The organism is Mesorhizobium intechi (genome assembly GCF_002879535.1).
GTDB lineage: Bacteria > Pseudomonadota > Alphaproteobacteria > Rhizobiales > Rhizobiaceae > Mesorhizobium > Mesorhizobium intechi.
On sequence record NZ_PNOT02000082.1, the window covers coordinates 64,033 to 85,220 of the forward strand.

Below are 21,188 nucleotides of genomic sequence, written 5' to 3' on the forward strand. Positions count from 1 at the left end.
AACGAATGTCAGCTCGTTTCGTTCTAGTCGGTCAGGCCGTAGAGGCGTGTGCGAAACGCCACCTTGTCCTTCAAATATGTGGTTTTCAGAACGTCCACAACATGCGATCTCCAGGCGTCGCTGAAGCCATCATAGTCCTTGTAGAAGCCCTGCTTGTTGAAGATGTAACGCGAGACGAAGTCGGTCGGCACGAAATCCGAGATCAGCCGGTTGGTCAGCCAGGCGTCGGGATGGTCAGGCTTGGCGCGGACCACCAGGAAGCGCTGCTGCGGGAACACATCCTCGATCTTGAGATGGCCAAGCTGGGCGATTTCGCGCTTGGCGGCGTTGAGGAAAGGAAGATTGCCGTCCTTGGTGATCAGGTCGGCATGGCTCTGGATCCAGGCCTGCAGCCAGACCTTGTCGACATCGGTCAGGTTGCGGTTCGGCTCGGCGTCGCGGATCAGCGCGCGCACCACCATCTCGGCCCGGTGCTCGAGATAGCCGGACGTCTCGATCCAGGAGGCGCGCGGCAGCTCGATGCGGCCGGTGCTGGCCAGGAACTTGAAAACCTTGTCGGCGTCGTTGATCGAGAGGTAACTCACCTGCCACGGCCGCGAGCGGCGAAAGCCGGGGGCGGCGGGATCGCTGATAACCGTCGTCATGTCGGGATCGACGAACACGTAGAGCCCGCCGAAATGGCTGGTCCAGTAGGCATTGTGACGGAAGATCACCTGGTCCGGGACAAGCGCGTTTTCGCGGATGTCGCCGCAGATCTTCGCCAGCTCCACCATGCGGGTCAGCATGGCGTCGTCGCGCCAGGCATCGGGCTCCTGCTTCAGCCTGTCGACAAGCTTGCCGAGTTCAGCGGCCTTGCCCAGCACGTCCTCTGCCGACAGCACCTTGAACTCAACCTGGTTGATCGACAGCAGGTCTTCGATGTCGTTGACCTTGGGAACGGAATCCTCGATCTCGCCATAGATGACGTCCTTGATGGTCAGCGCGTCGATGGCGCGCTGGTTCTTGGACATGAACTCGAACATCAACTGCGAGGTGTTGGAGAAGGCCGTGTGCACCACCGGCAGGTCGATCTGCGACGGCGTCAGGATGATGAAGCGGCGATTGACCTCGTTTGGGTCGAGATAGTCAGGGTCGCCGCACTCGTCGGCGATCTCGGGCGAGAAGCCGGTGCGGTCGATCTGGAAGCTCTTCAGCCTGGTCGGAGGCAGGCCGAACGCGGCCAGCGCCTTGTTGTAGCGCTGGATGAGATGCGGCTCGTCGACGGTGAGCAGACGGCCGTAGATGAGTTCGTTGTCGCGCAGAAGGTCAGGTTTTTTGGCAGGGGTCATGTCGAAGAGTCCGAGGGGCTTTGCCTAGCAACGTGAAGCGCCAGCGCCGACGACCCCCTCTCCCCGTTCTTCACGGGGAGAGGGTGAGGGTGAGGGGCGGCGCTGACGGTCAAGGATAAATCTCCCCATAGCCTTTGGCTGCGACAAATCGAAGATCATTCGTCTCGATATGGCGATCGAGGCGCTGTTCGATGGCCGCCAATATGGTCTCGAGCACCGCGTTCCGATCCTTTAATACGTCGACGTTCCAAAAGCGGAGCACAGACCAATCATTCGAAACCATGAAATGATCACGGACTCGATCATATTTGTTGTCCGTGTGTTGACTGCCATCTACTTCGACAACCAGTTGGTACTCTCGACAGGCAAAATCAGCAAAGTAGCTACCTATCGGAAACTGCCTCACAAATTTGTGGCCGTTTAGTCTGCGGTCTCGCAACTCCGTCCAAAGTGCGTTCTCGGCGTCATTGTCCGACTGACGTAGACGTCTCGCTCGCCCTGTCGTCTTGATGGCTGGTCCACGCATGCGCTGCCCCTCACCCGTACCCTCTCCCCGTGAAGAACGGGGAGAGGGGGGCGTCAGCGCTGGCTCCCTTTTCTTCGACGGCACCACGGACTGCCCATTGAAATGCCGACAGAACGCTACGCATTCCAAAGCCCCTTCTTCTTCATCTCCTCCATCTCGCGCGCAGCCCTTTCGCGCAGCCGCGCGTCGCGCAGCAGCTTTTCCACGGCGGCGTCGTCGGACTTGTCGGAATAACGAAACTCGGAATCGGCGTAGCGGTTGATCTCCTGCATGACCATGTCCATCGAGAACGGACCGCGCAGTTCCTCGATCATGGCTTTCTTCTCGTCATAGCCCTTGTGCATGAAGGCTTCCGGCTTCTCGAACCAGTCGTCGGGAAGCTCGATGTCCATGGCGCGCATCTTGATGGCGTCGGTGACGTTCTTGATGGCGCGGCCGGTAAAGCGTGGCTCGGCATCCTTGATGAGGTGCAGATAGGTGCCGATGTCGGCCATGGTCTTGGGCGCGCCATTCTCCTTCATGTAGCGCTCGTAGACCTTCATCAGGCCGTCCTCCTGCGGCTTCTCGTGCTCCTCATAGGCTTCCTCCACAGCGCGCTGGATCTCTTGCGCCGCGTAAAGCTCGTGCTTGCCCAGAGGGATTTCGTGGTTCTTGCCGGCGAGCAGCACGAAGATGTCGATATAGTCGTCGCGGGTTTGCGGGCCGTCGACCAGCCAGCGGGCGCCGGCGCGCTGGCGCAGGGCGTCGTCGACATTTTCGGGATAGTTGGAAAACATGCCGAAAGAGCAGTTGCCGCGCACCACGGTTGAGGCGCCGGCGAAGGCATCCATCAGGACGCCGGTGATTTCCTGCTGGCCGGCCGAGGCGCGGTCGTCGGAGCGGCGCGCCGCCACCTGGTCGATATCGTCGATCGTGCCGAAGCCGATGACGCGCGGGTTGAGCACGTTGTTGATGAACTGGCGGCAGTTCTGACCGGACTTGCCCTGATAGGACGAGATCTGGTCGACACCGAAATTCTCGTAGGCGAAGGGATAGCCGGCGACCTGGCAGTAGCCGTTGACCAGGCCGGCGATCATCTGGATCAAAGTCGTCTTGCCGGTGCCGGGCGCGCCGTCGCCGATGAAGGTGAACAGGAAGCCGCCGAGCTCGACGAACGGGTTCAACCCGCGCTCGAAATCATAGGCCATCAGCATCTTGGCGAGCTTGACCGACTGGTACTTGGCGATGTGGTTGCCGACCACCTCTTCCGGCTTCTTGAAGGTCATCACCAACGGCTTGGAGCGCTTGCCCGGCGCGACGTCGAAACCGTCGAGGGTGAAGTCGTCGGCATCGATGCGGATATGGGCGTTCTCGAACGGGCCGATGCCGTCGAAGCGGCCTTTTCTGGCCAGCAACCCGTCAATGGCGACGCGGGCGAAGGCGCGTGCCCTGGTCGCCAGGTCGGCATCGTCCTTCGAGCCCGCTATGGCCTTGTCGAGACCAGCCAGGATCGACTTCACCGCGTCCTGCGGCGTGTCGAAAAGGAAGTCGGGTTCGGGGATATCGTTGGGCGCCTCGCCATCGCTGTCGATCAACTGGAACAGATAGGACGCCAGGCTGAAGGCCGAGATGTACGCCGAGGCGGAGAGGAGCTTCTTGAAGGCCGACGCCTCGTCGCCCTCGAGCGGGGCGCGGGTGTTCTTCGCCTGCAGGCTTTCGAGGTCGGAGCCTTCGGCGAAGACATCCGACACGGCGAGCGCGATTGCCGTGCCGCGCCGGGCGCGAAACAGAAGCGTGTGCTGCGGGATGGTCAGCAACTGATCGTCGGGATGGACGGCGCCGACGGTCTTCGACAGCTCTACCTCGCGGGTGCGCCGCACCGAGCCGACGGAGACGGTGGAGACGAAGCGCCGGTTGGTGCCGGCCAGCGCCGTGCCGGATTCGCGCGACGGGTCTTCCAGCACGACGATGCGGGTGATGAAGCTCTGCGCGGTGGCGCGGTGCTTTTCGATCGCCGCTTCCGGGATGGTGGTCAGGCCGGTGTCCATGAAGTGTGCTCCGTGGTGTTACGGTCAGACGTCTGAAATGACCTGTCCGTTGGACAGGATGTGGACCTTGTAGCCGCCAAAAATCTTCTGTGCTTCGCCGGCGGCGTAGAGCGCCTGGTAGGCCTCGTGCGGGATCAGAGCGTGATTTTCGTAGCTCGACACGCCCTGGCGCGCGGCTTCCAGATCGTCGGTGTTGATGAAGAATTCCTGTGTCGTCTTCTCGCTGGAAAACAGCCCCTTGCGGCCGGGCTTCTCACCCTTGGAATAGACCTCCTGGATGGTCCAGGTCAGCAGCCAGGCGTTTTCCGGCTTGCGCACCTTGGCCAGCACTTCGGTCACCGTCGAATTGTTGTCGGTAATGCCCGCGGAATAGAAGGGGCCGAGCACGACGCGGCGCAATTGCTTGGGGTGCAGCGGCTCGAAATCCTTGTCGAGGTTTACGGCAATCGTCGCTGGCGACAGCGTGTAGGCGGAGTTCTTCTCGGTGAAATCGTCGAAGCGGTGGGCAAGCTCGGGATTGAGCAGGCCATCGACCGGCAGCGGGATGTCGACCTTGTCGTTGAGCTTGCCGTTCCGGTCGACGAGCTGGCGGACCATGTTCTCGGAGGAATCCTCCACCGTCACCATGTAGACCAGCGGCAGGTTGGCGCTGCCGTCGAAGGTCGCCCAATGGACGAGATAGTACGGCAGAGCCGTCTTCGGATTGACCGACACCTTGGCCGTCTGCGCCAGCGTGAATGGCCCGAAGGTCTGCTCGCTCTTGACGTCCTCGAGATAGAGCCGCTCGGCCATCGACTTCTGCAGCGCCTCGGGGAACTCCTTGTGGCGCAGGATAAAGTCGGCCATCTCTTCGCGCAGCTCGCCGGCCAGCGGGATGTTGGCAAGGCGCGCATCGGCCTGCCGGCGATCGTTTTCCAGTTCGAGCAGGTTCTGGAAGACTGGAAAACCGCTCTCGGCGCGCGAAATGCGGAACGTATCCATGAAGCCCAGGCGGTTGCGCCAGCAGCCAAAGGACTTGTCGAGCCTGGCGATGTACTCGGCAACGATCTTGGCGACGATGCCGTGCCGGTAAAGCGGCGAGCGGTCGTCGCGCATGAACACTTCAAGGCCGCTGAGCGCGGCCGTGATTGCCGAGAAATACCGCGCCGCCGCGTCGTTTTCGGGGGTCATCTGTCAGCCCTGGGATTGTCGCACCGTGCGCGCGGCAATTATGACTGCACGTAATTGGCCGAATTGTGCTTCTTCAGCACCTCGTCGAAGCGCCGGGCAAAGGCATCGTCGGCGAGCTTCTTGCGGCGCTGGATATCGGCGCTGGCGACCATGTTCTTCTCGTGCATTTCAAGCAGGTCGCCAATGTGCTTCTGCGAAGCGGCGCCGATGCCGGCCATGGTTTCTTCCGCCGTATTGTCGACCTGGCTGCCCAGCGTGTTGATCTTGTGGGCGACGTCCTGCTGCGCGGCGGTCTTCAAGGAATCCTCCAGCGCCTTATAGAGCACGATGCGCTGCTCGGTATCGATGGTCAGCTTGTTGATCAACGTAGACTGCGCGGCGATCTGGTTGTTGAGCGAATCGACGAAGGTCTGGAACATCGAGGTGTAGCGCTCGAGCGTCTGGCTTTCGGCCAGCAGTTCCTGCTCCTTGGCCTGCTTCTCGTTGTATTCGGTGGCCAGCTTGGAGCGTTCGCCCTCAAGCTGGGTGCGGTCCTTCTGGCTGGTCGAGGCGGCAATCTTGTTTTCGATATCGAGCAGCATCGGGTTGAGTTCCTCGATGCGTTTCTGCACGGCTTCGAGGTTCGACATGGTGGTCTTGCGGCGTTCGATCACCTGCGACAGGCTGGCCTCGGAGGTCTTGTAGCGCTGGTCCAGGACCTCCTTCTGCGCCTTCAGGATGCCGACGATGGTGTCGGACTTGGCCAGAAGTTCCTGCAGATTGCCGGCCAGCGACATGTTGCGGACGCGGTCGGTGCGCATACGCTGCTTGCGCTGGCTGGAGAAGACACCGACGAAGTTTTCCCAGCCGGTGTAGTTCTTCATGCTCTCGAACTCGGCGCCGAAGACATTGGTGGCGTCCTCGAGGCCGATGATCAGGTCGGCAATGTTGCCTTCCATCACCTTCTGCTGCTTCAGCACGTCCTCGATGCGGGCGTTCTCGATGTCGAAATTGGCGTCGCCGATCTTCTTGTCAGCGGTGGCGAGCGTGTCGAGCACGGTGCCGGACTGTTCGATCTTGGTGCGCATGTCCTGGACGACCTGCTTGGTCTTGGCAATTTCGGCATCGAAATTCTGCAATGTCGCCATAGGGGCCTCCCGCTTCGGCTTCCGGTCGCTGGTTGCGAACAGCGGCGAATATATGTGGGGCATCCGGGGATTGAAAGACGTGAAGACAAGGGTGGTGTGAAAACAAAAGGATCCGCCAAGGTCTTGAAAGACAATGCAGGTGAGGTCATGGCGTGATTAGCCCGTCCGACGGGACTAGTTCAGCTGTCATTGAACTTTCATGCCGGCAAAACAGTCAGCCTCCGCCGACGTGGAAATGCTGGATTCGGCAGGGGATTGAACCGGTTGCAGGCAAACATATCAGTGCGGCCGCATCGCGCCGACGCGCCCTCAGGGCTTCGGATCGGCCTTCAGATAGGCGATGACATTGGCGATGTCGTCATCATTCGTCAGGCCACCAAAAGCCATTTTGTTGCCGGGAACTTTGAGCTTTGGGGCCTTGAGATACTCGGTGAGATTTGCCTCGTCCCAGACGAGACCGGCAGCGCCCGCGCTCTTCATGGCTTCGGAATAATGGCCAAGGAAGCTTTCCGCGGTGCCCGCGGTGCGGCCCACGACACCCTTCAGATGCGGGCCAACCTTGTCGCGGTCGGTGGCCGCCTCATGGCAGGCCATGCAGCGGTTGAAGACGTGCTTGCCCTGCACCGGGTCGCCGCCGGCGTGCGCGGCAATGGAGGTGGCGATGAGAAGAAGGCTGGCTGAGGAAACGGCTCGAAGCATGGCTGACCCCGGAGAGTTCTGGCTGACGGCCTTATAGGACCGAGGCCTTAACAAACGCTGCACCGTGGCGGGAGGGTGGCGCGGCGCCTCGTGCCGCGCGGGGACGATGATCTCAGGCTTGCTGTGCGAGGTCGCGGCGCAGGAAATCATGCAGCCGATCGACCGCCGGCGTCGTCGACATCGGGTTGAGCAGGATGCCGATTTCGAGATCCGGCAGCACGGGAAGTCCTTCATTGCCGCCAATGACGCGCAGCGATGGCGGTACGCTGCGCTGCGCCAGACCGGCGACGGCGAGCCCGGCCTGCACAACCGCGATCAGGCCAAGCAGGGAGGCGCTGGAATAGGTGCAACGATAGGACCGGTCAGCTTCACCGAGCGCCTGCACGACATTCATCCTGGCGGCGCAGCCGGGCTCGAACAGGGCGACAGGCAAGGGATCAGCCTGCCAGGCGACATGGTTAGGCGAGGCAACCCAGACGAACCGCTCAAGCCGGATGACGTCGAGCGGCTGGTCCGGCAGTCGGGTGACGATCGCCAGGTCGAGCCGTCCATCCGCAAGGGTTTTCACCAGCGCGGTCGACTGTTCGCAGATCAGTTCCACCGTCACCAGCGGGTGGTCCTCGGCAAAACGCGACAGGACCGGAGGCAGAAGGAAGGCGGCGTAGTCGTCCGGCACGCCAAGGCGCACGCTGCCCGTCTCCTTCGGTCGCGTGACGCTCGCCCAGGCCTCATCCGACAGCTTCAGCAGCCGGCGCGCATAGACGAGAAAATCCTCGCCGATGGCGTTGGGGGTAACCGTTCTCGGTCCGCGCACCAGAAGCTGATTGCCCACCGTCTCCTCCAGCCGCTGCATCTGCATGCTGACCGCCGACTGGCTGCGGCCGACCCGGGGCGCGGCATTGGACAGGCTGCCGCTCTCGACGACGGCGACGAAGGTTTTCAGGAGGTTAAGGTCAAGCGGAGCGGCCATCGTGCTATCAGCATATCGAATAGCTTGCTCCAAATCTATTCGCTTGTTTGAAGGCTGTGCCGGTGGCCAGATGGGTTTCGCCCTCTGAGGGATTTTCGATGAAGGACCTGCCAACTTCCCGTTTTCCGGCCGCGAACCTGGCCTTGGCGATGACGATCGCGGGCACGATCGGCGCCTTTGTCACGGAAGCGGGGCTTCATCCCGTGACGATCGTGTTCTGGCGCTGCGTGTTCGGCGCCATATTCCTCGGCGCATGGTGCCTGCTGCGGGGCTATCTGCCGGACAGGACGCTGTCGCCGTCCCGCCTCGCGCTGGCTGCCCTTGCCGGCATCTGCATGGTGGCGAGCTGGACGGCCTTCTTCGCCGGCTTCGCCATGACGTCGATCGCCACGACGACGATCGTCTATCACGTGCAGCCGTTCTTCGTGGTCATCATCGGGGTGGTCTTCCTCAAGGAGCGCATCTCGCTCGACCAGATGCTGTGGATGCTTGGCGCGTTCCTTGGCGTCGTGCTGGCCAGCGGGCTGGTGGTTTCGCATGCGCAGGCCGGCGCGGCATGGGCGCTGGGCATCGGGCTGACGCTGGTCGCCGCGCTCCTCTATGCTGTGGCGACGATCCTCGCCAAGGGGCTGGGCCGGCAGCGCGCGGAGGTCACCGTGCTTTGCCAGACGATCGTCGGGATCGTCATGCTCGCGCCCTTCGTCGGCATCGGCCAGCCTGTTCCCGCGCATGCATGGGGCTGGCTGGTCAGCATCGGCGTGCTGCACACCGGCATTGCCTATGTGCTGATGAACTCGGCCTTTCCGCGCCTGGCGACGCCGGTGATCGGCATCATCACTTTCATCTACCCGGTCGTTGCCATCTTTATCGACTGGGCGGTCTACGGGCATCCGCTCGGGTCGGCGCAGGCCGCCGGCATGGCGCTTATCGCCGTGGCGACGCTCGGCGTCCGGCTGGGTTGGCGGTTTCCGCCGAGGCGTATCTCTGCGGCCTGACCCGGGTCGCGGGAAGCAGGGTCAGGATTTCATGAAGCCGATGAAATCCTCGGGCGCGGCGCGGCCCATTTCTTCTTCCCAGTGACGGCGGCAGAGCGAGACATAGACGTCCTTGCCGATCGCCACCTGTTCGCCCCGATGGGCCACCTTGCCGTCCGGGCCGAGGCGCACGACCATCGTGGCCTTGCGGCCGCAGCGGCAAATGGTGCGCACCTCGCGCAGGTCGTCGGCGATCGCCAGCAGCGCGCGCGAGCCGGAAAACAGCTTGCCCTGGAAATCGGTGCGCAGGCCGTAGCACATGACCGGGATGTTCAGCCGGTCGGCGATGCGCGCCAATTGCCAGACCTGCTCTTCCTCGAGGAACTGCGCCTCGTCGACGAAGACGCAGTGCACCGTCGTATGGTCGTGATGTTCGGCGACGCGGGCGAACAGGTCGTCGCCGTCGCGGAACATCTCTGCTTCGGTCTCCAGCCCGATGCGCGACGAGATCAGGCCGCTGTCGCCCTTGCGGTAGTGTCCGGCGACGAACAGCATCGTCGTCATGCCGCGTTCGCGATAATTATACGAGGCCTGCAAGAGCATCGTCGTCTTGCCGGCATTCATCGTCGCGTAGTTGAAGTAGAGCTTGGCCATGCCGCCCTTTACAGTCAGTTGATATTGAGGTGACGCCAGCCCGCAAACGGCGGTGCCCTGCGCTTCCCAGTTCTACGGCGTCGCAGAAGAACTGTGTTCACATACCCAAAAGCACGCACCGCCCCGGTTCTCGGGCCCCGCCATTTTCGTCTCGGCCTCATCTGAAGCCAAACAGACCTTAAGCCGAGTTGCCTCTGCGCGGGGAGGGGCCGCTGGCGCATTCCCCTGAAAAAGCCGGCTCGCCACTGAAAAAGATAAGGGGCGTGACAAAAGCGTCAGCCGTGTCGCTGATTGGCCATTCCGCGCCGTTGATCGTGATTGCCTTAACGCTTGAAACTGCACCAGAATGGTGTTTGGCTGAAGACACAAGGCGGGCAGAGAAACCGTAACGACGCTTCGCCAAAGAATCACAATGGGAGACTGTCCATGTCGCGTATGAATTCCTTCGTCGCCGGCCTCGGCCTGGCGGCATTGTTGTCCACGAGCGCCGCCTTCGCCGGTGACGCCGAAAGCTGCAAGACCGTGCGTCTTTCCGATGTCGGCTGGACCGACATCCAGGCCACCACCGGGCTCGCTTCGGTGCTGCTCACCGCGCTCGGCTACGAGCCGAAGGTGATCCAGCTGTCGGTGCCGGTGACCATGGCTTCGCTGAAGAACAAGGACCTTGACGTCTTCCTCGGCAACTGGATGCCGTCGATGACCAACGACATCAAGGATTACACCGCCGATGGCTCGGTCGAGACCATCAGCACGAACCTGACCGGCGCCGGCTACGGCATCGTCGTGCCGACCTATGTCGCGGACGCCGGCGTGAAGTCGCTGACCGACCTTGGCAAGTTCAAGGACAAGTTCAACGGCAAGATCTACGGCATCGAAGCCGGCAATGACGGCAACCGCATCATCCTGGACATGATCAAGAACCCGAAGGACAATCTCGGCGGCTTCGAGCTGGTCGAATCCTCGGAGGCCGGCATGCTGACGCAAGCCGAGCAGTCGATGAAGAACAACGAGTGGATCGCCTTCCTCGGCTGGACGCCGCATCCGGTGATGGGCGCCATGAAGATCACTTATCTCGACGGCATGGGCGACAGCGGCTTCGGCGCGGCCACCGTGTTCACGAATGTGCGCAAGGGCTACACCACCGAGTGCCCGAATGCCGGCAAGTTCATCGCCAATCTGAAGTTCAATCTGGACATGGAAGGCCAGATGATGGACGCGATCCTCAAGGGCGGTGACGCCCAGACGGTCGCCACCGACTGGCTGAAGAAGAACCCGGACGCGGTCAAGCCGTGGATCGCCGGCGTGACCACCTTTGACGGCGGCGACGCCGCAGCGGCGGTCAAGACCGCGCTCGGAAGCTGAGCCGACTTCGCATCCGGCATGACCGGATGAAGATGGGCAGCCGTTTGACAAAGGGCTGCCCTTTTTCACATCCTGTGACAAGATGACGTTGCGACAGCACGGGGCCGAACGCAGAGCCTTGGTGGAAGAGGGGTGAGATGGATCCGATTTCCAAATTCATGGTCGATCACAAGATCCCGATAGGCGCCTGGGGAAAGTCCTTTTTCGGTTTCCTGACCGACAATTTCGACACCATCTTCAGAGCCTTCTCCAACGGTCTGAATTTCATTCTCGACGGGTTGGTCAACCTCTTGCTGCTGGTGCCGCCTGTGCTGCTGGCGCTGGTCATCGCTGTGATCGCCTGGTTGCTGCAGCGCTCGCGGCCGCTCGCCATCGGCGTCTTTCTCGGCCTGATCTTCATCATCAACCAGAACCTGTGGAAGCAGACCGTGCAGACGCTGGTGCTGGTCGTCGCCGCCGCCGCGATGGCCATGGCCATCGGCGTGCCACTCGGCATCTGGGCGGCGCACAAGCCGAAGGTCTACCGGATCATGCTGCCGGTGCTCGATCTGATGCAGACGCTGCCGACCTTCGTCTACCTGATCCCGGTCTTGACCCTGTTCGGCCTCGGCAACGCGCCCGGCCTCATCGTCACCATCATCTTCGTCATCCCGACCGCGGTCAGGCTCACCCATCTCGGCGTCGTCTCGGTGCCGAAGTCGATCATCGAGGCCGGCGAGGCGTTCGGCGCCACCAAGAGCCAGCTGTTGTGGAAGGTGGAACTGCCATCGGCGTTGCCCACCATCATGGCGGGCCTGACGCAATCGATCATGCTGTCGCTGTCGATGGTGGTGTTCGCGGCCCTGATCGGCGCCGGTGGGCTGGGCACGGAGATCAACCGTGCGCTCGGCTCGCGCCGCATCGATCTCGGGCTTGAGGCGGGCCTTGCAATCGTCGTGCTTGCCATCGTCCTCGACCGAATGACCCGCATTGGCGTTGGAGGCAAGAAATGACCGTCGCCGTCGATTTCAAGAACGTCGATATCGTCTTCGGCGCCGACCAGGCCGGCTCGCTGGCGATGATCGACAAGGGCGCCACGCGCGCCGAAATCCTGGAGAAGACCGGCAATGTGCTGGGCTGCGCCGACGCCAGCCTGACCGTGCATGAGGGCGAAATTTCGGTGCTGATGGGCCTGTCGGGCTCCGGCAAGTCGACGCTGCTGCGAGCCGTCAACCGGCTCAACGTGGTGTCGCGCGGCCAGGTGCTGGTCAAGGACGGCGACAAGATCGTCGACGTCGTCACCTGCGACGAGCCGACGTTGCGGCGCTTGCGCCAGAAGCAGGTTGCGATGGTGTTCCAGCAGTTCGGCCTCTTGCCGTGGCGCACGGTGGAGGAAAATGTCGGCCTCGGCCTCGAACTGGCCGGCGTACCGGACGCCGAACGCAAGGAGCGCGTGCACAAGCAGCTCAAGCTGGTCAATCTCGACCAGTGGTCGAAGAAATACGCACACGAGCTGTCGGGCGGCATGCAGCAGCGCGTCGGCCTGGCCCGTGCCTTCGCCACTGAAGCGCCGATCCTGTTGATGGATGAGCCGTTCTCGGCCCTCGACCCGCTGATCCGCACCAAGCTGCAGGATGAATTGCTGCAGCTGCAGGCCGAGCTGAAGAAGACCATCATCTTCGTCAGCCACGACCTGGAAGAGGCGCTGAAGATCGGCAGCCACATCACCATCATGGAGGGCGGGCGCATCGTCCAGACCGGTGCGCCGGAAGACATCGTGCTGCGACCCGCCAATGACTATGTCCGCGACTTCATCGCCAACGTGAATCCGCTCTCGGTGCTGACCGCCTGGAATGTCATGCGCGACCGCCGCGACCTCGAGCACGGCGACAATGGCTGGGTGTGGCTCGACCGGCGCAAGACGACGCGCTTCAAGATCGACGATCATGGGCTGGTCGCGGCGGCCGAACGCGACGGCAAGCCGGCGGTGTGGGTGTCCTGCGCCGATGTCGAGACCCAGTCGGAGGAAGCCGCGCAAGTGTTCTGGGCTACCCCCGGCACATCGCTGAAAACCGTGATGCTGGCCATGCACCGCTCGCAGACCGCACCCGTGGCGCTGTTCGACGACCAGTCGCGCTTCGTCGGCGCCATCGGCATCAGGGATGTGCTGAGCGCGGTGCTGAGAAGATAGAGCGGTTCAGGTCGCCTGCGGCAGGCGCAGCTCCGTCACCAGCCCACCGTCCGGATGGTTGGACAGCCGGATCTCGCCGCCGGCGGCGCGCGCGATGTTGCGGGCGATGGTGAGGCCCAGCCCAAGGCCCCCGGTCTGGCGGTTGCGGGACTGTTCGAGGCGCACGAAAGAGCCGAAAACGGCATCGATCTGCGCCTGCGGTATGCCGGGCCCCTCGTCGCGGATGGTGAGCGTGATCGTGCCGTCCGAGCGGTGCAGGCTGAGATGCGCCTTCTTGCCGTAGGTGACGGCATTCTGCACCAGATTGGTGACGCAACGCCTGAGCGCGACCGGCCGCGCAATGCAGATCAGGCCGCGCGAACGGGTGTCGTCATTGTCGAACGAGACCTCTGGATAGGGGTCGGCGATCGACTCCACGAGCGACCAGAAGTCGATGCGCTCGGCCTTTTCCTCGTTCACCTCGAAAGTGGCGAAGTCGATCACGGAACTGGCGATGCTCTCGACATCGGCGAGATCATGCGCCAGCGCCTCGCGAACCGCCGATTTGCGCAACAGTTCAAGCCGCAGCCGCATGCGTGTCATCGGCGTGCGCAAATCATGCGCAAGTGCCGCGGCGAGATGTTCGCGGTCCTCGACATATTCGCGCAGCCTCTTCTGCATGGCGTTGATCGCCCTGGCGGCGGCCCGCACCTCGCGGCTGCCCGACTCGGCGATCGGCGGGCTTTTCAGGTCCTTGCCGATCCGGCTGACGGCGGTTTCCATCATCCGGTAGGGCGCGGTCAGCCGGCGCAGCGACCAGATCGACATGATCACCACCAGGCCCGCGATCAGCGAATAGAGCGGCAGGCTGTCGAAGCTCAGGATCGGGCCGACGGGCGTGATCGGCTCGGTGAAGTTCAGCCATTGGCCGTCGGCGAAGCGCAGGGAGGCCGTCAGCTTGTCGCTCTGGGCGAAATCGGCGGCGAGCACCAGCAGGTCGCGCTCGACCTGGCCGATATCGGGGCCGGATGCGGTGCCGCTGGCATCGTCGGCCTCGCGCGTCGCCGGATCGCGCCGCACACGCGCATCGGTGATGCCGAACTTCGACAGCCGGCCGACGAGAATGTCCTCGAGTTCGGCCAGCTCGTCGTCGCCGGCGATCGATGAGGTGACGGCGGGCGTGTCCGAAACGGTAAGGGCGTAAGTCGAGTTGAACAGGCCTGCCGCGGTTGCCTTGCGCTCCTCGGGCGTGGCGCCGCTCATCAGCTGCACCAAGGAGAAGGCGCGGTCGTTGAGCCGGTAGAGGTCGACCACGTCATTGGCGGCGGCGCGGTCGCGCGACACGATATACAGGGTCGCGACCTGGCTGATCAGAAGGCCGGCAATGACGATCAGCAGCACCCAGACAGGCAAGGTCTGCGGCAGGAAACGTCTCATTCGGAGGTCGTCTCGGGCAGGAACTGGTAGCCGCCGCTGCGCACCGTCAGGATGAGTTTCGGCGTTTTCGGGTCATCTTCCATCTTGCGCCGCAGCCGGCTGACCAGGATGTCGATGCTGCGGTCGAAGGAATAGTCGCTATCGCCGCCTGAGAGCTCGATGAGCTGGTCGCGGGTCAGCACGCGCTGGGCGCTCTTGACGAAGGTCTGCAGCAGGTTGAACTCGGCCATGGTCAACTCGACCCTGACATCGTCGGGGGCGGTCAGCCGGCGCCGCGAACAATCCATCGTCCAGCCGGCGAAACGGTAGATCTGCTTGGCGGTGGCGCGTTTCGGTTCGGAAGTACCATTGCGCCGCAGCACGGCACGGATGCGCGCCAGGAGTTCGCGCGGATCGAAGGGCTTGGGCACATAGTCGTCGGCGCCCATCTCCAGGCCGACGACGCGGTCGGTGGTCTCGGTGACGGCGGTCAGCATGATGATCGGCGTCGAGTACTGGGCGCGCAGGTCGCGGCACAGTTCCAGCCCGCTCTTGCCGGGCAGCATCACGTCGAGCACGATGAGATCTACCTGCGCGCGGCGCAGGACGGCCTCCATCTCGGTACCGTCGGCGGCAACCGAAGTGTGCAGGCCCCGCTTCTGGAAGAACTCCTGAAGCAGGTCGCGGATGCCCTTGTCGTCGTCGACGATCAGTATGTGTGCGTCGGATTTCACGAGGTACCCTGTATCGATTGCCGGCCAAGTCATTCCTGGCAGGTGAGCCACACGATAGAATTCGGGCCATATGTTGGCCAGTGCCTTGCTTTTCAAGGGAGATCGAATTCGGCCTTCTCCACATGGAAAGCGATGGCCGTACCGAAGCTCTTTGTTTCCACGCGTGCGGTCCTAGAACCTGGACCGATCTGGGCGGTACGCATGAGGCGGGCGGGCCAGACACAATCCAGAAACAAAATTCTACAATTGGGAAAAACTCCTGAAAAGGTATGGCGGCATAACCGTGCCGTGGCGGTCAGATTACCGGCTGCGACGCAAAATCTCCGGGTTCACGGAAAAACCGATGCCAACGGTGTCGATCAGKTTKTTGGGTGCGTTGCTGGGCCTTGGCCTGGTCACTGCCGCTGTTGGACAATCGGACGCAAAGGCGCCGCTCACCCGGAGCGAACGGTGCGCCAATCTCAGCCACCAATTTGATGAAGCCCTCGAAACCCATGCCACGGCAACGCAGGTCACCGCGGCAAAGGCACTTCAGAGAAAGGGCAACCGGTACTGCGCCGCCAAGAAACAGGCGCAGGGCATCCGGATGCTCGCCAACGCTTTGAAGCTGCTTGGAGTGACACCGAACGACCCGGTCCAGTGAAACTCAAAAACGACCAGCCCAAAAAGGAAATGAAGCCATGAACAAGTCCATCCTGTCCGCCCTCGGCCTGGCCGTTGCTCTCGCCTTCTCGATGCCTGCTCTCGGCAACGCCGCCGCCACCACGACCGCTGCCCCCGCTGCTGCCGCCACGACCACCGCTCCGGCTGCTGCCGCGACGACCACCGCTCCGATGAAGGCTGCTCCGAAGAAGGTCGCCAAGAAGGCCGTCTGCAAGGTGACCAAGAAGCACAAGTGCCCGGTCAAGAAGGCCCCCAAGAAGGCGGCTGCCGAAGCGGCCCCGATGGCTGCTCCGAAGAAGAAGCCCTGATCGGTTTCGAGGTCAGTTCTAGCAAGGCCGCCCCCGCCGCAACCGGCCGGGGCGGCCTTCTGCCGAATGCATGGTCGGCGAGTTGAACACCGGCGGCTTCCAGCCACGCATCTCGATCGTGCTTAACCCGTTTGCAACGCCGGCTGTGTAGGACAATCCGCATGAAGAAGCGGCTTTCGTCCATTTTGCGTTCGATGGTGATCGGCGGCCTGGTTGCCACCGGTGTCGCCAGGGGGCTGATTCTGCTCACCGCCAGCCCCGTGCCCGATCCCGCCAGTGGCCGCACCGAGCCCTCGCTGTTCGCGCCGATCATTTCCAGCAACTGGGATTACATAACGCCTGTCCAGGCGTGGCTGCTGATCGTGCTTCTTGCCGCGACGCTGGTCTGCGTCGTCGGATGGCCGATCGCGGCCTGGATGGAACGCCGGGCGGATGCCGGCGCGAACCGCCGTATCTTCGGCCGCCAGGGCCGTTGAACCGCGCCCGACAATTTCCCACATGATTGTGAATGACCGGGCCGGCCCGCCCGGCCGCACGCATGCCAATCAAAATGGACGATCGCTGCCGCCCGTGGCAAAATACCGGGCAAAGCCCGATCGCGAAACTGTCGGTTCCGATGCCAGAAATCACCACAAAACCGCGAACCAAGGTCAAGCCGCAGACCGAGCGGCCGAAGCTCTACAAGGTCATCCTCATCAATGACGATTTCACGCCGCGCGAATTCGTGGTGACGGTGCTGAAGGGCGAGTTCAAGCTCAGCGAGGATCAGGCGCACCGCATCATGATCACCGCGCACCGGCGCGGCGTCTGCGTGGTCGCGGTCTTCACCAAGGATGTCGCCGAGACCAAGGCGACGCGCGCCACCGACGCCGGCAAGGCCAAGGGCTACCCGCTGCTGTTCACGACCGAGCCGGAGGAGTGAGAAGGGGTTTCTTCCTTCTCACTCAACAAGTGGAGAAGGGAGGGGAACTGCGCTACCGTCCCTCGCGGTACCACATCGATCCCATCGCCAGGAGCAGCAGGCCAAGGCCGAGGAAGCCGCCGAACAGCGGCACGCGCGAGACGGCCTTCAAGACGCTGTCGTCGGTGGTGCGCAGGCCGATCCAGTCGCTGCCCGAGGCATCGCCGGCCGAGCGAACCGGCACGATGGACGGCAGGGTCACGTCGCTGCCGAGGGCCGTCGATGACGCCAGCCGGCGCACGCTGCCGCCCGTGGCTTCCGCCGGAGCCTTCAGCAGGTTTTCGGTGGAGATGACATCGGCGAATTCCGGCGCATTGACCGGTCCGACATGGGCGAGCGCGGTGAGATCGCCATTGGCGACCTGGAACAGGCCGATCTCGTTGGTCTGGACGCTGCCGAGGAAGACGCCGGGCTCGGATTTATCGAGCTTGACGGTCACCGTCTTGCCGGAGGGCGTGATGATCTGCGCGGAGCCTGGATCGTCGGCCATGGTCTGGCGGCGGATCTCCAGCACCATGCCGCGTCCCTCGGCGGTCAGCCGCTCTTCCTCGAGGTCGGGTTCCTTCATCAGCCAGTGGGCGATGCGCCTGTAGAGCTGGACGTGCGGACCGCCGCCCTCGAAGCCGCGCGCCCACAGCCAGCCCTGGTCGGACAGAAGCATACCGACGCGGCCTTCGCCCTTGCGATCGAGCAGCAGCAGGGGCCGGTTGTCGGCGCCCTTCATCACCACCTCGCCTTGCGGGTCCTGCACGCCGATGGTGCGGAACCAGCGGCTCCAGTGCGGCGGCTCGGTGGCCGAACCATCGAGGCCGCGCGTCACCGGGTGACGCTGGCCGAGGTCGGTGAGGCGCGGATAGAAGGCCTTTTCGAGCACTTCGCCGGTCGGCATGGCGGGTAACGCCGACATAAGTGGCGTGCGTGCGATCGAAGACTCGCCGGCATATTCGGGGCCGGCGGCGATCAACAGGGCGCCGCCCTTTTCGACATATTCGGAGATGTAGTCGTAGTAGAGGATCGGCAGCACGTCGCGGTGCTGGTAGCGGTCGAAGATGATGAGGTCGAAATCCTTGATCTTCTCGACGAACAGTTCGCGCGTCGGGAAGGCGATCAGCGACAATTCGTTGATCGGCGTGCCGTCCTGCTTCTCGGGCGGCCGCAGAATGGTGAAATGGACGAGATCGACCGAGGCGTCTGATTTCAACAGATTGCGCCAGGTGCGCTCGCCTGCGTGCGGTTCGCCCGAAACAAGCAGCACGCGCAAATTCTCGCGGATGCCGTCGACCAGCGCGATGGCGCGGTTGTTGGTGTCGGTCAGTTCGCCGGGTTCGCGGTCGATGGCGAGTTCGATGATATTGCGACCGGCGCCGGGGATGGTCACCTGCAGCGGCATGGCCTGGCCGACGGTGGCATGCTCGACCGAGACCTGCTCGCCATTGACCGAGACGCGCACATCGACCGGGCCGGCTTCGTTTTCGGTCGAGATGACGCGGTAGGTCATGTCGAGCGGCTTGCCGACGATGCCGAAACGCGGCGCGTTCTCGAAGCGGATGCGGCGGTCCTTCTCGTGGTCGTTGCCGGTGATCAAGGCGTGCAGCGGGGCGTTGAAGTCGGGCGCGCCCGGGGGCGCGTCATGCACCTCGCCATCGGTGATCATGATGGCGCCGCCGATGCGTGACGGCGGCACGTCGCGAAAGGCGCCTTCCAGCGCGCCGAACAGCCGGGTTTCGGTACGCTCCTCGGCGGCACCGGACTTGCCGGCCTCGACGACGCGGACGTCGAACTGCTTGAAGCGGCCAAGACGCTGCTGCAGTCCGGCGAGCGCTTCATCGGTCTGCCTGGTGCGGTCGCCGATGTCCTGGCTCTGGCTGCGGTCGACGATCAGCGCGACGACGCTCTTCAGCGGCTCGCGCTCCTCATTGAGGAACACCGGGTTGAACAGGGCGGCGGCCAGCGCCAGCAGGGCGATGAAGCGCAGGACACCGCCGCGCTGGCGAAACCACAAGCCGACAAGCGCCAGCAGCGCCAGCGGCACCAGCACGAGGGCCAGCAAAGGCCAGGAGATCAGCGGTTCGAAGGAGATCGACCAGTTCATGTCTTACCCTCCCGTTTTTGGGGAGGGTCGATCCGCGGAGATGCAATAAGGAACCTCATCGGCTACTGCCCCAGCCGTTCGAGCAGAATGGGGACATGCACCTGGTCGGATTTGTAGTTGCCGGTCAGCATATACATCATGATGTTGACGCCGGCGCGCAGCGCATAGATGCGCTGCATCGGGTCGGCCGGCACCGTCGGCAGCAGCGGGTCGCCATTCTCGTCGACCGCCCAGGCGCCGGCGAAATCATTGGCGGTGATCATGATCGGCGAGACGCCATCGCCGGTGCGCACCGGCCGGTTGTCGGCGTTGCTGGCGTCGAGCGAGGCCTCGACCCAGAGCGGGCTGCCGGCGAAGCGGCCAGGGAACTCCGGCAGGATGAAGAAAGACTTGGTCAGCACGTGGTCCGACGGCACCGGCTCCAGCGGCGGCACGTTGAGGTTGCCGAGGATGTCGCGCAGCCGCTCGGTCGCCGGGCTGGTGGAATCGGCGCCGATGCCGTTGGCAAACTGGTCGCGCGTGTCGAAGAGCACCGTGCCGCCCTGTTGCATATAGGCGTCGATACGCGCGATCGCGGCCTGGCTCGGCATGGGTGCGGCCGGATCGATCGGCCAGTAGATCAGCGGATAGAAGGACAGTTCGTCCTTCGCAATGTCGACGCCGGCCGGCGCGCCGGGTTCCAGCGCGGTCTTCTCGATCAGGAAGCGGGTCAGGCCCTCGAGCCCGGCACGGCTGATCGAATCGTCACCCGGCACGCCGGTCAGCACATAGGCAATGCGGGTTTTCGAAATCGCCGTGATGGCCGCCTCGTCGCCCGGCTTGGCATCGTCGGCGCGGGCGAAATCGGCATGGCCGAACAATGCGCCAAGCGCGATCACGATCGCGGCGGTTGTGGCCACAGCGCCGGCACGGCGGCGCCGGCGCGAGAACAGCCCGCCCATCCAGAACACCGCCAGCGTGTCGAGCAGCATCAGCACCAGGGCGGCGGTGACCAGCGGACCTTTCAGATTGCGGGACTCATCGAAGGCGTACTGGATGGACGTGACCGGAACCGTGAGTTGCGGACGCGCCAGCGGCACGAAAGTGCTTGCGGCATCGAGCAGGTTGTGGGCGAAGACGCCGGCGTCCGAGCCGTAGAGGCCAGGCGGGTTCTCCAAGGTCACCCGCGCGCTGGCGCTCGGCACCAGCGGCCGTGCATCCGGCGTCGGCGGCACCAGCGAGCCGTCGGCCGCGATCATGCGGTAAGGTGCCAGCGACGTGGCGGCGGCTTCGGCATTGGCGATGGCCGCGCCCTGGTTGCGCGACAGCTGCACGATGCGACGCAGCATCTCGACGAAGCTGCCCGAGATCGGCAGGTTCGACCATGTCGCCTCGGGCGTAACGTGAAACAGCACCAGCGTGCCCTTGCCTTTCTTCAGGCCGGTGACCAGCGGCGTGCCATCGGCGAGGGCCGCCCAGGTGCGCTCGACGATATCGGGAGTCGGTTCGGCCAACACCTGCCTGCTCACCGTGACTTCGGTGGGCGGCGCCAGATCGGCGAAGGGACCGGCCTTGGGGAATTCGGTGACCGGCTGCGGCGAAGTCCAGGACAGCGCGCCGCCCAGCGAACGCTCGCCGGTGCGCAGGCGGACCGGCAGCAGATCGTCGTCATTGCCTGCGGCGGCCAGCCGCGAGCCGGCGAAACGCACCAGCGTACCGCCATTGTCGACCCAGTCGACCAGCCTTTGCCGGACCTGCGCCGGAATGGTGCCGATGTCGGCCATGATGATCATCGCCGGCTTCTGGTCCAGGATCTGCGGAATGGCGTCGGCGAGATCGGCGCTGGAGGGTTCGACCAGATCGGCGAAGGGCTGCAGCGCGCGCCTGATGTAGTAGAGCGGTGACAGAAGCGGCTGTGCCTGGTCGGCCTCGGCCTGTGACAAGAGCCCGACGCGGCGGCGCTTGGAGCTTTCGTCGAGCACGCGCACCGCACCGGCCTGGCGTTCGCCGTCGAGGGCGATCGAAGCGAAGTCGTTGCGCAGCTCGAAC

At 63.6% G+C, this 21,188-nt stretch carries 20 protein-coding genes; 8 read left to right on the top strand and 12 right to left on the bottom strand.

Features of this window, described 5'->3' with window-relative positions; translation table 11 throughout:
- Positions 1-23 precede the first annotated feature (23 nt).
- From C1D09_RS07695 to C1D09_RS07725, 7 genes are all read right to left on the bottom strand, one after another.
- Entirely contained in the window at positions 24-1,328 is a 1,305-nt protein-coding gene (locus tag C1D09_RS07695) for a DUF6638 family protein (RefSeq protein ID WP_143973706.1), read from the bottom strand.
- A 109-nt stretch (positions 1,329-1,437) separates the two neighbouring features.
- Positions 1,438-1,854 carry an endonuclease domain-containing protein gene (locus C1D09_RS07700; protein WP_143973707.1) on the bottom strand — a complete coding sequence of 139 codons (417 nt, stop codon included), beginning with the start codon at positions 1,852-1,854 and terminating at the stop codon, positions 1,438-1,440.
- 116 nt (positions 1,855-1,970) lie between these two features.
- A complete protein-coding gene (locus tag C1D09_RS07705; protein WP_143973708.1) occupies positions 1,971-3,881 on the bottom strand; it encodes an AAA family ATPase in 1,911 nt (636 codons plus the stop codon).
- A 24-nt stretch (positions 3,882-3,905) separates the two neighbouring features.
- Positions 3,906-5,051 carry a hypothetical protein gene (locus C1D09_RS07710; protein WP_143973709.1) on the bottom strand — a complete coding sequence of 382 codons (1,146 nt, stop codon included), beginning with the start codon at positions 5,049-5,051 and terminating at the stop codon, positions 3,906-3,908.
- Between the two features lie 38 nt (positions 5,052-5,089).
- Positions 5,090-6,178: a hypothetical protein gene (locus tag C1D09_RS07715; RefSeq protein ID WP_095773710.1), complete on the bottom strand. Its 1,089-nt coding sequence runs from the start codon at positions 6,176-6,178 to the stop codon at positions 5,090-5,092.
- A gap of 309 nt (positions 6,179-6,487) precedes the next feature.
- On the bottom strand, positions 6,488-6,877 hold the full coding sequence (locus tag C1D09_RS07720) for a c-type cytochrome (RefSeq protein WP_064980616.1): 390 nt from the start codon (positions 6,875-6,877) through the stop codon (positions 6,488-6,490).
- 112 nt (positions 6,878-6,989) lie between these two features.
- Positions 6,990-7,847: a LysR substrate-binding domain-containing protein gene (locus tag C1D09_RS07725; protein ID WP_143973710.1), complete on the bottom strand. Its 858-nt coding sequence runs from the start codon at positions 7,845-7,847 to the stop codon at positions 6,990-6,992.
- Positions 7,848-7,945: 98 nt separating this feature from the next.
- Here C1D09_RS07725 and C1D09_RS07730 point away from each other — a divergent pair, with 98 nt between their 5' ends.
- Positions 7,946-8,842, top strand: a complete 897-nt coding sequence (locus C1D09_RS07730; RefSeq protein ID WP_143973711.1) for a DMT family transporter — start codon at positions 7,946-7,948, stop codon at positions 8,840-8,842.
- 21 nt (positions 8,843-8,863) lie between these two features.
- Here the strand turns inward: C1D09_RS07730 and C1D09_RS07735 are convergent, their stop codons facing one another.
- Positions 8,864-9,475 carry a thymidine kinase gene (locus C1D09_RS07735; RefSeq protein WP_143973712.1) on the bottom strand — a complete coding sequence of 204 codons (612 nt, stop codon included), beginning with the start codon at positions 9,473-9,475 and terminating at the stop codon, positions 8,864-8,866.
- Positions 9,476-9,901: 426 nt separating this feature from the next.
- Between C1D09_RS07735 and C1D09_RS07740 the strand changes: the two genes are divergently transcribed.
- The 3 genes from C1D09_RS07740 (at position 9,902) to choV (ending at position 13,007) form a co-directional block, all read left to right on the top strand.
- Complete coding sequence (locus C1D09_RS07740; RefSeq protein ID WP_143973713.1) at positions 9,902-10,837, top strand: choline ABC transporter substrate-binding protein; 936 nt, start codon at positions 9,902-9,904, stop codon at positions 10,835-10,837.
- Between the two features lie 137 nt (positions 10,838-10,974).
- Entirely contained in the window at positions 10,975-11,829 is an 855-nt protein-coding gene (choW, locus tag C1D09_RS07745) for a choline ABC transporter permease subunit (protein WP_143973714.1), read from the top strand.
- Positions 11,826-13,007, top strand: coding sequence for a choline ABC transporter ATP-binding protein (gene choV, locus C1D09_RS07750; RefSeq protein WP_143973715.1), 1,182 nt, complete (start codon positions 11,826-11,828; stop codon positions 13,005-13,007). The genes choW and choV overlap by 4 nt, the downstream gene beginning before the upstream one ends.
- 6 nt (positions 13,008-13,013) lie before the next feature.
- On the opposite strand, the gene C1D09_RS07755 is transcribed toward choV, so the two are convergent.
- Positions 13,014-14,423, bottom strand: coding sequence for an ATP-binding protein (locus C1D09_RS07755; protein WP_143973716.1), 1,410 nt, complete (start codon positions 14,421-14,423; stop codon positions 13,014-13,016).
- Positions 14,420-15,136 (bottom strand): response regulator, encoded by a 717-nt coding sequence (locus C1D09_RS07760; protein ID WP_143973717.1) that lies wholly within the window; start codon positions 15,134-15,136, stop codon positions 14,420-14,422. The genes C1D09_RS07755 and C1D09_RS07760 overlap by 4 nt, the downstream gene beginning before the upstream one ends.
- A gap of 343 nt (positions 15,137-15,479) precedes the next feature.
- Between C1D09_RS07760 and C1D09_RS07765 the strand changes: the two genes are divergently transcribed.
- The 4 genes from C1D09_RS07765 to clpS all read left to right on the top strand — a co-directional run bounded on the left by C1D09_RS07765 (position 15,480) and on the right by clpS (position 17,029).
- A complete protein-coding gene (locus tag C1D09_RS07765) occupies positions 15,480-15,779 on the top strand; it encodes a hypothetical protein (protein ID WP_143973718.1) in 300 nt (99 codons plus the stop codon).
- Between the two features lie 37 nt (positions 15,780-15,816).
- On the top strand, positions 15,817-16,107 hold the full coding sequence (locus C1D09_RS07770) for a hypothetical protein (protein ID WP_143973719.1): 291 nt from the start codon (positions 15,817-15,819) through the stop codon (positions 16,105-16,107).
- 161 nt (positions 16,108-16,268) lie between these two features.
- A complete protein-coding gene (locus C1D09_RS07775; RefSeq protein ID WP_143973720.1) occupies positions 16,269-16,583 on the top strand; it encodes a hypothetical protein in 315 nt (104 codons plus the stop codon).
- Positions 16,584-16,723: 140 nt separating this feature from the next.
- Positions 16,724-17,029, top strand: coding sequence for an ATP-dependent Clp protease adapter ClpS (clpS, locus tag C1D09_RS07780; RefSeq protein WP_010911143.1), 306 nt, complete (start codon positions 16,724-16,726; stop codon positions 17,027-17,029).
- 52 nt (positions 17,030-17,081) lie between these two features.
- Here the strand turns inward: clpS and C1D09_RS07785 are convergent, their stop codons facing one another.
- The gene (locus C1D09_RS07785) at positions 17,082-19,160 is read right to left on the bottom strand and encodes a hypothetical protein (protein WP_143973721.1); all 2,079 of its coding nucleotides are present in this window, start codon (positions 19,158-19,160) and stop codon (positions 17,082-17,084) included.
- 62 nt (positions 19,161-19,222) lie between these two features.
- Positions 19,223-21,188: DUF4159 domain-containing protein (locus C1D09_RS07790; protein ID WP_143973722.1), on the bottom strand; the 1,966-nt coding region annotated here is incomplete at its 5' end.

Excerpts from the sequence above, each read along its gene's own strand:
- C1D09_RS07695 (WP_143973706.1), bottom strand. The coding sequence starts at position 1,328 with ATGACCCCTGCCAAAAAACCTGACCTTCTGCGCGACAACGAACTCATC.
- C1D09_RS07700 (WP_143973707.1), bottom strand. The coding sequence starts at position 1,854 with ATGCGTGGACCAGCCATCAAGACGACAGGGCGAGCGAGACGTCTACGT.
- C1D09_RS07705 (WP_143973708.1), bottom strand. The coding sequence starts at position 3,881 with ATGGACACCGGCCTGACCACCATCCCGGAAGCGGCGATCGAAAAGCAC.
- C1D09_RS07710 (WP_143973709.1), bottom strand. The coding sequence starts at position 5,051 with ATGACCCCCGAAAACGACGCGGCGGCGCGGTATTTCTCGGCAATCACG.
- C1D09_RS07715 (WP_095773710.1), bottom strand. The coding sequence starts at position 6,178 with ATGGCGACATTGCAGAATTTCGATGCCGAAATTGCCAAGACCAAGCAG.
- C1D09_RS07720 (WP_064980616.1), bottom strand. The coding sequence starts at position 6,877 with ATGCTTCGAGCCGTTTCCTCAGCCAGCCTTCTTCTCATCGCCACCTCC.
- C1D09_RS07725 (WP_143973710.1), bottom strand. The coding sequence starts at position 7,847 with ATGGCCGCTCCGCTTGACCTTAACCTCCTGAAAACCTTCGTCGCCGTC.
- C1D09_RS07730 (WP_143973711.1), top strand. The coding sequence starts at position 7,946 with ATGAAGGACCTGCCAACTTCCCGTTTTCCGGCCGCGAACCTGGCCTTG.
- C1D09_RS07735 (WP_143973712.1), bottom strand. The coding sequence starts at position 9,475 with ATGGCCAAGCTCTACTTCAACTACGCGACGATGAATGCCGGCAAGACG.
- C1D09_RS07740 (WP_143973713.1), top strand. The coding sequence starts at position 9,902 with ATGTCGCGTATGAATTCCTTCGTCGCCGGCCTCGGCCTGGCGGCATTG.
- choW (WP_143973714.1), top strand. The coding sequence starts at position 10,975 with ATGGATCCGATTTCCAAATTCATGGTCGATCACAAGATCCCGATAGGC.
- choV (WP_143973715.1), top strand. The coding sequence starts at position 11,826 with ATGACCGTCGCCGTCGATTTCAAGAACGTCGATATCGTCTTCGGCGCC.
- C1D09_RS07755 (WP_143973716.1), bottom strand. The coding sequence starts at position 14,423 with ATGAGACGTTTCCTGCCGCAGACCTTGCCTGTCTGGGTGCTGCTGATC.
- C1D09_RS07770 (WP_143973719.1), top strand. The coding sequence starts at position 15,817 with ATGAACAAGTCCATCCTGTCCGCCCTCGGCCTGGCCGTTGCTCTCGCC.
- C1D09_RS07775 (WP_143973720.1), top strand. The coding sequence starts at position 16,269 with ATGAAGAAGCGGCTTTCGTCCATTTTGCGTTCGATGGTGATCGGCGGC.
- clpS (WP_010911143.1), top strand. The coding sequence starts at position 16,724 with ATGCCAGAAATCACCACAAAACCGCGAACCAAGGTCAAGCCGCAGACC.
- C1D09_RS07785 (WP_143973721.1), bottom strand. The coding sequence starts at position 19,160 with ATGAACTGGTCGATCTCCTTCGAACCGCTGATCTCCTGGCCTTTGCTG.